The following is a 12,975-nucleotide window of genomic DNA, read 5'->3' as shown; positions in this document are numbered from 1 at the left end:
GCTCGCGAATGCGGTGGAACAGTCGATATCAATTTCGACTGATCCACCGCATTCGCGAGCAAGCCCGCTCCCACATTATTGGATCTTGCGTGTTTGATCAGGCCAGTTCGGCCACGACCGAAGCCAATGCCTTGGCCGGATCCGCCGCCTGGCTGATCGGACGGCCGATCACCAGATAATCGGAACCGGCATCCAGCGCCTGACGCGGGGTCAGGATACGGCGCTGGTCATCTTGCGCACTGCCCGCCGGGCGAATCCCCGGGGTCACCAGTTGCAGCGACGGGTGCGCCGACTTCAGTGCGGTGGCTTCCAGCGCCGAGCACACCAGACCGTCCATCCCGGCCTTCTCGGCCAGCGCAGCCAGACGCAGCACTTGCTCCTGCGGCTCGATGTCCAGACCGATACCGGCCAGATCCTCACGCTCCATGCTGGTCAGCACGGTCACACCGATCAGCAACGGCTGCGGGCCGCTGCGCTTGGAAAGCTCTTCACGGCAGGCCGCCATCATGCGCAGGCCACCGGAGCAATGCACGTTGACCATCCATACGCCCATCTCGGCAGCGGCTTTCACGGCCATCGCAGTGGTGTTGGGAATGTCGTGGAATTTCAGGTCGAGGAACACCTCGAAGCCTTTGTCACGCAAGGTGCCGACGATTTCCGCGGCGCAACTGGTGAACAGTTCCTTGCCCACTTTGACCCGGCACAGTTTCGGGTCCAACTGGTCGGCCAGCTTCAGTGCGGCGTCACGGGTGGGGAAATCCAGGGCGACGATGATAGGAGTCTGGCAGGCGGACATGGATGGGCTCTCAGGCAAGTCGAAATCGGCGCGCATTGTAGCGGAAGCGGCGGCGGCGCGGCACCCGATGATCGGTAAATCGTCGCCGCAAACGTGATCAGCATAGCGCTCGCGGCTATTGTGTCGAACCCGATACACAACCGACACGCCGCCAACAAGCGCCCGCGCTAGCCTCGCCAGCCGCAACACGTCCTTACATCAGCACTTCCCGCCTCACGGCAGGACGCCTATGCTGAAACCACCACCTCGCAGCCCATCTTTGTGGTTGGCGGCCTACTGGCAGATGAACAGCCCCATGCACAACACCCAGACCACCGTGACTGATGAGCAGAAAGACGACAAGCGCTGGAGCATCCGCGCGCTGATCGTCGATGACGATGTGCCGATCCGCGAGCTGATGATCGACTACCTGGCGCGCTTCAACATCCACGCCAGCGGCGTCACCGACGGCGCGGCCATGCGCCAGGCCATGCTGGCGGAACATTTCGACGTGGTGGTCCTAGACCTGATGTTGCCCGGCGAAGACGGCCTGTCGCTGTGCCGCTGGCTGCGCGCCGAATCGGACATCCCGATCCTGATGCTCACCGCCCGCTGCGAACCCACCGACCGCATCATCGGCCTGGAACTGGGCGCCGACGACTACATGGCCAAACCGTTCGAGCCACGGGAGCTGGTGGCGCGGATCCAGACCATCCTGCGTCGGGTTCGCGATGACCGCACCGAACAGCGCGCCAACATTCGCTTCGACAACTGGCGCCTGAACAGCGTGCTGCGGCAGTTGATCGCCGACGATGGCCTGGTAGTGCCGCTGTCCAACGCCGAATTCCGCTTGCTCTGGGTCTTTATCGAACGCCCGCGCCGGGTACTCAGCCGCGAACAACTGCTGGATGCCGCCCGTGGCCGCTCGATCGAGGCGTTCGACCGCAGCATCGATTTGCTGGTGTCGCGCCTGCGGCAAAAACTCGGCGACGACCCGAAAGCCCCGCAGTTGATCAAAACCGTGCGCGGTGAAGGTTACCTGTTCGACGCGCGAGACATCGGCTGATGCGAGCGCGCTTCGACACGCTGTTCGGCCGCCTGTTTGGCATGCTGTTCGTGGCGATCGTCCTGGCGCACCTGCTGGCCTTTGCCTGGTTTCATCACTATGGGCCACCCCCACCGCCGCCCCCGCCGGAGTTTGCCGAGGGCGTCGACGGCCAACGGCCACCGCCGGATCCACGTTTCGCCCATCGCCCGCCGCGTCCGTGGTTCGGCGGGCCGCTGGTGCCGCTGACCTTCCAGTTCATCTCGCTGATGATTGCTGCGTGGTACGGCGCCAAACTGCTCAGCCGGCCGATCCAGCGCCTGAGCGATGCTGCCGAACGCCTCAGCGAAAACCTCGACAGCCCGCCGCTGGACGAGTCCGGCCCGCGTGAAGCCCGACAAGCCGCGAACACCTTCAACCTGATGCAACAACGCATTCGTGAACAGGTGCAGCAGCGAGCACGCATGCTCGGCGCCGTCTCCCACGACCTGCGCACTCCGCTGTCGCGGTTGAAGCTGCGCCTGGAACAGATCGACGACGAAAAACTGCAAGGTCAGATGCGCCAAGACCTTAACGACATGATCGGCATGCTCGACGCCACCCTCACCTACCTGCACGAACAGCGCACCAGCGAAGCGTTGCAGTTGATGGATGTGCAGGCGCTGGTCGAATCGTTGTGCGAGAACGCTCAGGATCAAGGTGCAGACGTTGAAGTCAGCGGCCATTGCGCACCGCTGCAGGTGCAGCCGATGGCGCTGCGCTCGTGCATCAACAACCTGATGGACAACGCACTGCGCTACGCCGGACAGGCACGCATCGAACTGCAGGATCAACGCGAGCAACTGCTGATCCGCGTGATCGACCACGGCCCGGGCATTGCCGAAGACAAGCGCGAGGCGGTGTTCGAACCGTTCTTTCGCTTGGAAGGCTCGCGCAACCGCAACTCCGGCGGCGTCGGCCTGGGCATGACCATCGCCCGCGAGGCAGCGCAGCGTTTGAGTGGCCAGTTGAATCTGGAAGAAACCCCGGGTGGCGGCCTGACCGCAATCATCCGCCTACCGCGCACTTAAGAAACACACCTATCCACCGTGGGAGCGGGCTTGCTCGCGAAAGCGGTGTGTCAGTCGACTTCTGTGTTGAATGATCGGCCGCCTTCGCGAGCAAGCCCGCTCCCACAGGTTTCAGTGGTGTTCACTCCGTCGTGTATACCCACCGGTACAAAGCCAAAACACCCAGGACATCTTGCCCCTTGAGTCTGCACAAGCCGGTACACCCACCGGTTTTACAGTCCAAGGAGTGAGCCCATGATCGGTAGCGTCAGCAATTACACGAGCTATACCAGCACCAGCAGCACCTCCACCCAGAACGCCCGCAGCCAACAACTGCAAAAGCAGCTGTTCGCCAAACTCGACAGCAACGGCGACGACGCGGTGGATCAGGACGAACTGAACAGTGCCCTGTCGCAGAAGTCCGACGACGGCCTGCTGGTCAACCTGAGCAAACAATTTGGCGATCTGGACAGCGACGCCAGCGGCAGCCTCAGCGCCGAAGAAATGACCGCGATGGCGCCTCCGCCGCCTCCGCAGGATCAAGCACCGAACACCGACCTCGCCGACGCCCTGATCAGCGCCCTCGACGCCGATGGCGACGGCGCCATCAGCAGTGACGAACTGCGCAACGGCCTGACCAGCGCCGGCAGCAGCGCCGACAGCAACCAAATCTTCTCGGCCCTGGACAAGAACAAGGACGGCACCGTCAGCCAGGACGAACTCACCGCCAGCCTCACCCCACCACCGCCACCACCGCCGCAACAAGCCTCCAGCAACGAACTGTTCAGCCAACTGGATGCCGATGGTGATGGCAGCATCAGCGAGACCGAACTGAGCAGCGCGTTGCAAAGCAGCGACAGCGCCTCGACGATTAGCACTGATACCAGCGCTGCATTGCTCAAGGTACTGGACAGCGACAGCAGTGGCGGCGTGAGCAGCGACGAACTGAAAGCGGCGCTACAGGCAGGTCGGGAACGCCCGCCCGAAGAACAGACCGCCAGCACCCAGACCACCAGCGAAGCGCTGAACCGGATGATTGCCAACTTGAGCAAGCAGTACTCGCTGGACAATGCTGCGCCGGTGGGCAAATACCTGAATGTGGCGACTTGAGTTGATGGGGTGATGAGTGATCGTTTCCATGCAGTGGTGTGGGAACGGTCATTTGGGTGTGGCCGTGAGAAGCTGGTTGCCTGATATGCCTCTTCGCGAGCAGGCTCACTCCTACAATTGGATGGAGTGCATTCAGTTGGAGATTGTTCGGCTATAAGGCCGCCTTCGCGAGCAAGCCCGCTCCCACAGTTGGATTGGGGGTGGTCAGTTGGAAATTGGTCGGCTGTCAGGACGCCATCGCCAGCAGGCTGGCTCCCACAATTTTTAACTGTATGCACCGCACGCGGCGAAGCCGCCCCACTCAATGGCCGAGTGTCAGCTCGCCGAAAGCTCTTGATCTTGACCTACGGGCGACATCGGAAGGCTGAGTGGAGGGATTGATCCGGGGGTGGGAGCGCAGCGACCGTTTGGCGAAGCCAAACACAGCGAGAGGAGGTGCAGCGAAGCAAACCGTAGGCGCTGCGCCCGGATCAATCCCGGAGCGAAGGGACCCCGAGCCCCAGCGAGCGGGCCGAACGTAGGAGCAAGCGTTTTGGGTTACTTTTTAGGCGTTTGTAAAAAGTGACTCGCCGTAAGGGCGAAACCGCCAGCCGCCACACCCAAACCAACGGATATGCCCACAACCCCAAAAAAGCCAAGGCGCCTAAACCCGAGCCTGACTCTTGCTCCAATCCGTCAACAAACTATAGGCCACCGCCAACAACGTAGGCCCGATAAACAACCCGATAAACCCAAACGCAATCAACCCGCCAAACACCCCAAGCAACACAATCACCAACGGCAGATTCCCCCCGCGGCTGATCAGATAAGGCTTCAACACGTTATCCACGCCACTGATGATGAACGTCCCCCAGATCCCGAGAAACACCGCCATCCCGTATTCACCTTTCCAGGCCAGCCAGGCCGTGGCCGGAATCCACACCAACGGTGGCCCCATCGGAATCAGACTCAACAGAAAGGTCACGATCCCCAGCACCAGCGCCCCCGGAACCCCGGCAATCAGAAAGCCAACCAACGCCAGAACCGCCTGCGCCGCCGCCGTACCGATCACCCCGTTGACCACCCGCTGCACGGTGCCGGCCACCAGCTCGATGTAATACCCGGCACGCTCACCGATCAGGCGCTGCAGCAGACCGTGCACAAACGCCGCCAAGCGCGGCCCGTCGCGATAGAAAAAGAACACAAAGACAATGCTCAGGGTCAGCTCGAGAATCCCGCCGCCGATCTGCGCACTGCGCGCCAGCAACCAGTTACCGACCTGCCCCAGATACGGTTTGATCGACACCATCAGCGCTGCGCCCTGCTGATCAATGCTGTTCCAGATCCCCACCAGCCGCTCGCCCACCAATGGCACGCTGCCGAGCCAGACCGGCGCCTCCGGCAGACCATCGACCTGCACATCCTTGATGAACGCCGTGGCATCGCGCACGTGATCGGCCAGGTTGAACCCGAGCCACACCAGTGGCGCCGCCACCAGCAACATCCAGCCCAAGGTCAAAATAGCTGCGGCAAGTGATTCGCGGCCATTGAGCCAACGGGTCAGCAGACGCATCAGCGGCCAACTGGCGAACGCCAGCACCGCGCCCCAGAACAGCGCCGACCAGAACGGCGCCATCACCCACAGGCTGGCACCGAACAGCACCAGCAGGAGGATTTGCACCAACAGCCGATCGTTATTGAGCATGTACAGTCTCGAAGAAGTCAGTCGGTCAAAGAGTAGGCGAACACGCCGCGCGTGCACGCCCGATGCAGCTTACCGCAACAGATCGATGCGCAGGCCAGAGCCGTCGGCGCTCCCCGCCTCCATCCGTGCCGCCCGTACCCCCTGACCGATCAGCGCCTGACGCCAGGCCTCGGCCTTGGGTCCGGCAATCGTCACGCGTTGGGTGGTGTCGAGGTTCAAGCCACGGGAAATCAGTCGTAACCAGGTGTCATCCGGATCGCCGGTCAGCTTGGGGAAGTCCAGTTCACCGGTACTTTTGAGCTGTCGCAACAGCGTGGCCGAGGTCGGCAGCAACACGCCCAGCGGCGCGCCCGCTTCGAACTGTTCGACATGCAGGTAGGCTTTGCGATTACCGCGGGTGATGCTGTAGAGCGCGACCAGGGTGTTGTCCTTCGGTGCGGCCAGACGCAACAGCAGATAGGCCTGTTGCTCATCGGCACCGTACAGCTTGGAGTTGCCGAACACTTCATTGGCCCACAGGCTGCTTTCGCCACAATCACGGGCCTGGCACCAGAACAGCAACTCGGCGTCCTGCTTTTGCAGGGCTTCACGGGCGGCGGTGAAGGCTTCGGTGGCGGAATGCTCAGGCGGCAACTCGTAGGTGACCGAAGTGGTCTGGCCGCGCGCCGTGACCTGGCCGTCAAAGCGCAACTGGCCGCTGATCTTGCGGATCGAGCCCAGCGGATAGATCCGCTCAAGCTCCACAGGAGGGCGATAGTCGACGATCTGCGCATCGGCCAGACGCGGCACGATCTGCAAATCCTGGCTGCCGGGCACGTCGGCGGCGAACGAAACGGAACTGAAACAGCACAGCGCCAACAGACTGAGTGACCGCATAGTCAGGCTCATCGGATCGGCATGGCTTGGCGGGTCGGGGGCGCAGCGGTATAGAAATCCATCGTGTTTGTCTCCCATTTCAACCCGCCCAGCCTCGACAGTTGCCCGGTGCAAGTCAAGGAATGGCGAAGAAGCGATTGAAACAGTCTGCGACAAGGTCGGCACCGGACTCATCGTTCAGGTGCAAATGATGCCCGCCCGCCAGCTGTTCCTGGCTAAAGGGTAGCCGCTCCAGCAACTCCGGATGTTTGGCCAGCATGCCGTCGGCGGCCACCACCAGTTGCGCCGGGCAGGTGATGCGCTGGACGAAAGCCATCGCCTGCTCCTGCGTCAGGCGCAACGGCGACGGCAGGGTCAGGCGATTGTCGGTGCGCCAGGTATAACCGCCGGGCACCGGCATCAGGCCGCGTTGCGCCAGCAGTTCGGCGGCTTCGCGACTGACCGCCACCAAGCCCTTCATCCGTGCTTCGATAGCGCGGTCGAGGGTGTTGTAGACCGGCTTGCGCTTTTCGCGCAGATCCAGTTGCGCCTGCAGGGCCATGCCCATGCGCTCGGCAGCATTTTCGCCTTTGTCCGTAGGAGGAATCACCCCGTCGATCAATGCCAGATGAGTGATGCGCTCTGGCAACGACCCGGCCAGCACCAGCGAAACGATCGCGCCCATCGAATGCCCGAGCAGACCGAAGCGTTTCCAGCCCAGTTGCTCGGCGACCTGCAACACGTCGTGCGCATAGTCCCACAACGCATAACCGGCGCCGTTGGGCCGATGCCCGGAATGCCCATGCCCGGCCATGTCCAGCGCGATGATGCGCAGGCCTTTGAGCTTGGGCGCCAGGCGCGCAAAGCTGTTGGCGTTGTCGAGCCAGCCATGCAGGGCAATCACCGGCAGACCGTCCTCGGGGCCGAACAAGTGCGCCGCCAGTTCGATATGCGGCAGGCTCAAGCGCACTTCTTCGAAGGTCGGGCTCATGCGCAGTCCTTCTGTTGGCGGCGCTCCCAGCGCGTAAACAGCTCTTTGAGCAGGCGCGCCGTGTCTTGCGGACGTTCCAGCGGGAACATGTGCCCGCCGGGCATGCTCAATGCTTCACCCTGCGGCAGGCGCCCGACGAATCGGCTGTGATGACGCATGACCACCCGACTCTTGTGCCCACGCACCACCGCCAGAGGCACTTTCAGCTGACGAGTGCGACCGGGACTGGTGTGCGGCACGCCGCGATAGATGCTGATTTCAGTGGCCGGATCAAAGCGCAGACGCAGCTTGTCGCCAACCGTATGCAGCCCGTGCTGCAGGTAGGCATCGAAACATTCCGGATCGAAACCGCGAAACAGGGTCTTGCCGGCAAAATAGCTGCGCGCCGTGTCGAGATCGGCGAACTCTTCGCGCCGCCCCAACGTACGTCCGGCCGGGGTCAGCCTGTCGATGAAGCCGAAACGCTTGGCCGCGCGGATCACCCACTGGTCGGTGCGAGTCAGCACCGGTGAATCGAGCATGACCACGCCGCGATACAGCTCAGGGCAGCGCAATGCTGCGTGCAAGTGCAACACGCCGCCAAACGAATGGCCGACGCCCCACACCGGTTGATCCTGTTGCTGCAAATGGTGGATCAGTTCGTCGACCAGGTTGTACCAGTTGTCGTCCGCCGGGAAACGCGGGTCATGGGCATGCTGTTCCAGATGCGCGACCCGATACTCGGGCGCCAGCGCCGCGAACAACTTGCCATAGGTGCCCGAGGGAAACCCGTTGGCGTGGGCGAAAAAGATCGGTTGCGACATGCAGGTTTATCCATGAGCGGAAACATGCCGCTGATTGTCCGCAAGACCGCGCCCCGCAGCAATGACCGTAACTGCCAGGAATGATGACAGTCCGGACAGCATGATGGTGTTTCAGGGAGATCGCTTCCCCCTCACCCCAACCCTCTCCCCCAAGGGGGCGAGGGGGAACCCCAACCCTCTCCCCCAAGGGGGCGAGGGGGAAAGGGAGCTGATCTGCATGAATTTCAAAACCTGAACTCGGCTCGATAGCTCAGGTCGGCGCAACTCGAACATCCAGCCCGATCAGTCCCCTCTCCCTCCGGGCGGTCCGACGTTTCGGGAGGGTTAGGGTGAGGGCGGCTGCTCGCCCAATGGCACCACCGCCATGGTCAAACGCGACACACAACTGGCCTTGCCTTCATCGCTGGTCAGGCGGATGTCCCAGACATGCGTGGTGCGACCGATGTGAATCGGTTTGGCCACCGCGGTCACCCGCCCGCTGCGCAAACCGCGCAAATGGTTGGCATTGATCTCCAGCCCCACGCAGTAGAACTTGCTGGCATCGATGCACAGATAACTGGCCATCGAACCGACGGTTTCCGCCAGCACCACCGAGGCGCCGCCGTGCAGCAGACCGTAAGGCTGGTGGGTGCGGTGGTCGATGACCATGCTCGCCGTCAGCGATTCCTCGTCGAAGGACTCGAAACGGATATCCAGCACTTCGCCGATGGTGTTTTTCTGGATTGCGTTCAACTGCTCGATGTTCGGAGTGGTGCGCCACAAGCTCATCGCTGGCTTCCTTTGTTGTTTTGGTGGTCACTCAATCCTGCCACAGCACCGCCTCGCTGCGCGCGCTCCATTCTTCAAACCGCGCGCCGTAGGTGTCTTCAATGACGTTGCGCTTGATCTTCAAGGTCGGCGTGAGAAAACCGTTTTCCACCGCCCAGCTGTCCTTGACCACCACCAGCCGGCGCAGGCGCTCGTGTTTGTCGAGCACGGCGTTGACCTCTTCGAGCAGTTTTTCCAGGCTCGAATGCAGACTGGCCCGCCCTTCGTCCTGATTGACCGTCGAGAGCACGCACAAGCCCAGCGGCGCACTCAGGCCATCGCCGACCACACAGACCTGTTCGATCCGCGAGTGCACCGCCAGCCGGTTTTCAATCGGCGCCGGGGCCACATATTTGCCTTTGCTGGTCTTGAAGATTTCCTTGAGCCGGCCGGTCAGGCGCAAGCGCCCCTCGGCATCCTGCTCGCCCTTGTCGCCGGTACGCAGAAAACCGTCCTCGGTGAGGGTCTCGGCGGTTTTCTGCGGCTCCTTGAAATAGCCGAGCATATTCGCCTGACTGCGCACCTGCACCTCGCCGGACTCGTCGATCCGCACCTCGACCTCCGGGCACGGTTTGCCGATCCAGCCCTGTTTGTATTGGCCCGGCAGGCAGATGTGCGAATAGCCGCAACTCTCGGTCATGCCATACACCTCCAGCACATCGAGGCCGAGTTTCTGATACCAACTGAGCAAGGTCTGCGGCACCGGTGCCGCACCGGACAGCGCCACGCGCAAGGCATCAAGACCCAGGCCGGCCAGCACCTTGTGCCCGACCCGCTTGCCAAGGAACGGCAGGCCGAGCAGGAAATCCAGGCGTTTAGCCGGAATCTTGCCGTACACGCCCATCTGGAATTTGGTCCAGATCCGCGGCACGCCGAACATCGCCGTGGGCCGCGCCCGCTGCAGATCGGTGATGAAGGTGTCGAGGCTTTCGGCAAAGAACACGGTTTGCCCGGTGTAGATCGAGGCCAGCTCAACGAACATGCGTTCGGCGACATGGCACAGCGGCAGGTACGACAGCAGCCGGTCTTGCTCGTTAAGCCCGAACAGTTGCGTGCCGCGAGTCGTGGCGAACCCCAGATTGGCAAAACTGTGCATCACGCCTTTGGGCAACCCGGTGGTGCCGGAGGTGTAGATGATGGTTGCCAGTTGCTCGGCAGCAGGACGCGGGTTGTCCTGGATCGGCGAGCTTTTTTGCAGGTCATCCCAACTAAAATCGAACTCGCCGGGCGGGTGCAGCGGCAGGCTGATGGTCGGCAAATCCGCCGGTACACCGACCGACATGCCCGGCCAGTCATCAAGCTTGCCGATGAACGCCAGCACACTTTCCGAATGCGTCAGCACCTGATTCACCGAGTCGGCGGTCAGGTTGGGATACAGCGGCACCGAGACGTGCCCGGCCATCCAGATCGCCAGATCGGCAATGATCCAGTGCGCGCAGTTTTTCGAGATCAGCGCGATGTGGCTGCCCTGCGGTAATTCCCGCGCGCGCAGCCAATGCGCGGCACAACGCGCTTGATGACCGACGTCGGCCCAGGTCAGGGTCTCGACCTGCCCGCCACCGATGGGCTGCACCAGAAAACGCTGGCGCGGGTGCCGGGCCTCACGCTCGTAAAACATATCCAGCGGCAAACGGAAGGCGGCAGACATGCGACTCGCTCCTGTTTTTTGGGTCTGGAGCAAGCGTAGTCAACCAAGCAAGTGCTTGGTTGGAAAATTCAAACAAATAATTTCAACTGAAAATGAGGGCCCTGTGGGAGCGGGCTTGCTCGCGAATGCGCTGTGTCAGCCACCGTAAATGTCACTGATACACCGCATTCGCGAGCAAGCCCGCTCCCACAAGGAATCAGCATCAGGGGTGCTTGAGGCTGTTGAGGGTCATCGAGCCGATCAGCAGCTCAGGGCTTTCCAGCTCAGCCAGACCGGCAGTGCCGACCTTCTCCGGCGGATATCCGGCGCCGTGCTGCAGATAGCTCAGCAGGTTGCCCACCAACGGGTTATGGCTGACCAGCAGCACATCGCTCACCGACACCAGTTGATCGGCTACCTTGTCCGGATCGCTCTCCGGCGTCAGCCAGCCGACCGTGCGGATCTCCGGCTCGAACCCCAGCGCCTCGCGGACAATCTGTGCGGTCTGTTGCGCGCGCAGATAAGGGCTGGCGTAGATCGCCGTCAGTGGCTGGCCGATCAATTGCGCGGCGCTGCTCAACGCTTCTTTGCGACCGTGTTCGGTCAACGCCCGCTCGGAGTCAGGGCACGAGCCGTAAGGCACCGCCTCGCCGTGACGCAACACCCAGAGTTTCATAGCTTGGGTTCCTCATCGCGGGCCGGATGCGGCGCTGGCGGCACGGCGTGCGGTGCTTCGCCTTCCGGGGCACGCGGGGTTGGCCAGTCGGCAAACGGCCAGGGTTTCTGGTCGCTGTGAAAGCTGCCGAAGCGGCCGATCTGCGCGAGGAACTGGCTCAGGCTGTCGCCGAAATTCATCAGGCTGGCGCTCGGCGCGCCGTAAATCAAACGATAGATCAGTTGCACCAGCACCACGGCGCCGAGGATGAACTGCGCCACTTGCCAGACCAGCACGTAGACGATCATCCACAGCACCCGCAGGAGAATGGATTCGTACTTGGCTTCGGTTTTCGGATCGTTCATGGCTCGCTTCCTGTTGAATCAGTTGAAACCGCTGGTGGAAATAAAGTCGACGTCGGTTTTCGGTTCGGCACGCATCAGTAGACCGATCACCTGCTCCAGCGTGCGTCCTTCAAACAGAATCGCATGCAGCCCGGCGACCAGCGGCATGTACACGCCAACCTCCTGGGACTTGGCCTTGAGCACCTTCAGGGTGTTCACGCCTTCGGCGACTTCGCCCAGACGCGACACCGCTTCATCAAGGCTCAAGCCCTGACCGAGAGCAAACCCGACCTGGTAGTTGCGGCTCTTCGGCGACGAGCAGGTCACGATCAAATCCCCTACCCCGGCCAGACCGAGGAAGGTCATCGGGTTCGCGCCCTGATTCACCGCGAACCGGGTCATCTCGGCCAGTGCGCGGGTGATCAGCATGCTCTTGGTGTTCTCGCCCATCTCCAGCGCCACTGCCATGCCGGCGATGATCGCGTAAACGTTTTTCAACGCCCCACCCAGCTCGACACCGAAACGGTCAGCACTGGCGTAAACGCGGAAGGTGCGACCATGCAACGCAGCCTGTACCGCTTTGCAGAGTTCTTCGTCTTCGCTGGCGACCACGGTGGCGGTCAACGCGTGTTCAGCGATCTCCCGCGCCAGGTTCGGCCCGGACAGCACACCAATACGTGCCTGCGGGGCGATTTCTTCGAGGATCTGGCTCATCAGTTTGAAGGTGTGGGCTTCGATGCCCTTGGTCAGGCTGACCAGCATCTTGCCGCTCAGGCGCTCGGCGTGGGCGGCCAGCACCGTGCGCAATGCGCTCGAGGGCAGCGCGACGAAGCACAGCTCGCAGGCGTCGAGGGTGGCCTGCAGGTCAGTGACCGCAGTCACTCCCGGCAGAATCTTGATGCCTTTGAGGTAACGCGGATTCTCGCGGTTGACCCGGATGGCCTCGGCCTGCTCGGGGTCACGCATCCACTGCCGGACTTGATGGCCGTTCTCGGCCAAGAGATTAGCCACGGCGGTACCAAAACTTCCGCCTCCCAGGACCGCAATCGGGCGCTGTTCAGTCATATGCAATCCGTTAATCCATACCAGTGGCGATGCCGGCATTATACGGGGCGACCGGAGCGCGGCCAGCCCCCGCGTCAATTACCGACACTTGTAGGAAGAAGACCAATAAAGCCGAGGAAAATGCCCGCATCGTGACTGGAAAAGTCACTGTCCTCGGTTAACATG

13 protein-coding genes are annotated in these 12,975 nt (G+C 62.2%); 3 read left to right on the top strand and 10 right to left on the bottom strand.

Going from position 1 to position 12,975, the window contains the following annotated elements:
* Positions 1-97: 97 nt before the first annotated feature.
* Positions 98-796, bottom strand: a complete 699-nt coding sequence (pyrF, locus tag J1G18_RS19510; protein WP_047295723.1) for an orotidine-5'-phosphate decarboxylase — start codon at positions 794-796, stop codon at positions 98-100.
* 283 nt (positions 797-1,079) lie between these two features.
* On the opposite strand from pyrF, the gene J1G18_RS19505 reads away from it, so the two are divergent.
* The 3 genes from J1G18_RS19505 to xopAW all read left to right on the top strand — a co-directional run bounded on the left by J1G18_RS19505 (position 1,080) and on the right by xopAW (position 3,979).
* Positions 1,080-1,841 (top strand): response regulator, encoded by a 762-nt coding sequence (locus tag J1G18_RS19505; RefSeq protein ID WP_373558113.1) that lies wholly within the window; start codon positions 1,080-1,082, stop codon positions 1,839-1,841.
* Entirely contained in the window at positions 1,841-2,890 is a 1,050-nt protein-coding gene (locus J1G18_RS19500) for an ATP-binding protein (protein WP_098965059.1), read from the top strand. Before J1G18_RS19505 ends, J1G18_RS19500 begins: the two co-directional genes overlap by 1 nt.
* A 234-nt stretch (positions 2,891-3,124) precedes the next feature.
* On the top strand, positions 3,125-3,979 hold the full coding sequence (xopAW, locus tag J1G18_RS19495; protein WP_223008298.1) for a XopAW family type III secretion system calcium-binding effector: 855 nt from the start codon (positions 3,125-3,127) through the stop codon (positions 3,977-3,979).
* A gap of 643 nt (positions 3,980-4,622) precedes the next feature.
* Here the strand turns inward: xopAW and J1G18_RS19490 are convergent.
* The 9 genes from J1G18_RS19490 to J1G18_RS19450 all read right to left on the bottom strand — a co-directional run bounded on the left by J1G18_RS19490 (position 4,623) and on the right by J1G18_RS19450 (position 12,810).
* Positions 4,623-5,663: an AI-2E family transporter gene (locus tag J1G18_RS19490; protein WP_027612318.1), complete on the bottom strand. Its 1,041-nt coding sequence runs from the start codon at positions 5,661-5,663 to the stop codon at positions 4,623-4,625.
* Positions 5,664-5,732: 69 nt separating this feature from the next.
* Positions 5,733-6,539: a DUF4892 domain-containing protein gene (locus J1G18_RS19485; RefSeq protein WP_103368735.1), complete on the bottom strand. Its 807-nt coding sequence runs from the start codon at positions 6,537-6,539 to the stop codon at positions 5,733-5,735.
* Between the two features lie 115 nt (positions 6,540-6,654).
* Complete coding sequence (locus J1G18_RS19480) at positions 6,655-7,509, bottom strand: alpha/beta hydrolase (RefSeq protein WP_223008297.1); 855 nt, start codon at positions 7,507-7,509, stop codon at positions 6,655-6,657.
* On the bottom strand, positions 7,506-8,312 hold the full coding sequence (locus J1G18_RS19475) for an alpha/beta fold hydrolase (RefSeq protein WP_223008296.1): 807 nt from the start codon (positions 8,310-8,312) through the stop codon (positions 7,506-7,508). The genes J1G18_RS19480 and J1G18_RS19475 overlap by 4 nt, the downstream gene beginning before the upstream one ends.
* 324 nt (positions 8,313-8,636) lie before the next feature.
* Complete coding sequence (locus J1G18_RS19470) at positions 8,637-9,080, bottom strand: hotdog fold thioesterase (RefSeq protein ID WP_134787093.1); 444 nt, start codon at positions 9,078-9,080, stop codon at positions 8,637-8,639.
* A gap of 31 nt (positions 9,081-9,111) precedes the next feature.
* On the bottom strand, positions 9,112-10,767 hold the full coding sequence (locus tag J1G18_RS19465) for an AMP-binding protein (protein WP_134787094.1): 1,656 nt from the start codon (positions 10,765-10,767) through the stop codon (positions 9,112-9,114).
* Positions 10,768-10,969: 202 nt separating this feature from the next.
* Positions 10,970-11,422 (bottom strand): phosphohistidine phosphatase SixA, encoded by a 453-nt coding sequence (sixA, locus tag J1G18_RS19460; RefSeq protein ID WP_134787095.1) that lies wholly within the window; start codon positions 11,420-11,422, stop codon positions 10,970-10,972.
* On the bottom strand, positions 11,419-11,766 hold the full coding sequence (locus J1G18_RS19455) for a DUF4389 domain-containing protein (RefSeq protein ID WP_007968953.1): 348 nt from the start codon (positions 11,764-11,766) through the stop codon (positions 11,419-11,421). Before J1G18_RS19455 ends, sixA begins: the two co-directional genes overlap by 4 nt.
* Positions 11,767-11,784: 18 nt before the next feature.
* On the bottom strand, positions 11,785-12,810 hold the full coding sequence (locus J1G18_RS19450) for an NAD(P)H-dependent glycerol-3-phosphate dehydrogenase (RefSeq protein ID WP_027612311.1): 1,026 nt from the start codon (positions 12,808-12,810) through the stop codon (positions 11,785-11,787).
* Positions 12,811-12,975 lie beyond the last annotated feature (165 nt).

It is taken from the genome of Pseudomonas sp. MIS38 (assembly GCF_019891575.1).
Taxonomy (GTDB): Bacteria; Pseudomonadota; Gammaproteobacteria; order Pseudomonadales; family Pseudomonadaceae; genus Aquipseudomonas; species Aquipseudomonas putida_A.
This window is presented reverse-complemented; position numbering and strand designations above follow the sequence as displayed.

Excerpts from the sequence above, each read along its gene's own strand:
- J1G18_RS19470 (WP_134787093.1), bottom strand. The coding sequence starts at position 9,080 with ATGAGCTTGTGGCGCACCACTCCGAACATCGAGCAGTTGAACGCAATC.
- xopAW (WP_223008298.1), top strand. The coding sequence starts at position 3,125 with ATGATCGGTAGCGTCAGCAATTACACGAGCTATACCAGCACCAGCAGC.
- J1G18_RS19455 (WP_007968953.1), bottom strand. The coding sequence starts at position 11,766 with ATGAACGATCCGAAAACCGAAGCCAAGTACGAATCCATTCTCCTGCGG.
- J1G18_RS19465 (WP_134787094.1), bottom strand. The coding sequence starts at position 10,767 with ATGTCTGCCGCCTTCCGTTTGCCGCTGGATATGTTTTACGAGCGTGAG.
- J1G18_RS19490 (WP_027612318.1), bottom strand. The coding sequence starts at position 5,663 with ATGCTCAATAACGATCGGCTGTTGGTGCAAATCCTCCTGCTGGTGCTG.
- pyrF (WP_047295723.1), bottom strand. The coding sequence starts at position 796 with ATGTCCGCCTGCCAGACTCCTATCATCGTCGCCCTGGATTTCCCCACC.
- J1G18_RS19505 (WP_373558113.1), top strand. The coding sequence starts at position 1,080 with ATGAACAGCCCCATGCACAACACCCAGACCACCGTGACTGATGAGCAG.
- J1G18_RS19485 (WP_103368735.1), bottom strand. The coding sequence starts at position 6,539 with ATGCGGTCACTCAGTCTGTTGGCGCTGTGCTGTTTCAGTTCCGTTTCG.
- J1G18_RS19450 (WP_027612311.1), bottom strand. The coding sequence starts at position 12,810 with ATGACTGAACAGCGCCCGATTGCGGTCCTGGGAGGCGGAAGTTTTGGT.
- J1G18_RS19500 (WP_098965059.1), top strand. The coding sequence starts at position 1,841 with ATGCGAGCGCGCTTCGACACGCTGTTCGGCCGCCTGTTTGGCATGCTG.
- J1G18_RS19480 (WP_223008297.1), bottom strand. The coding sequence starts at position 7,509 with ATGAGCCCGACCTTCGAAGAAGTGCGCTTGAGCCTGCCGCATATCGAA.
- J1G18_RS19475 (WP_223008296.1), bottom strand. The coding sequence starts at position 8,312 with ATGTCGCAACCGATCTTTTTCGCCCACGCCAACGGGTTTCCCTCGGGC.
- sixA (WP_134787095.1), bottom strand. The coding sequence starts at position 11,422 with ATGAAACTCTGGGTGTTGCGTCACGGCGAGGCGGTGCCTTACGGCTCG.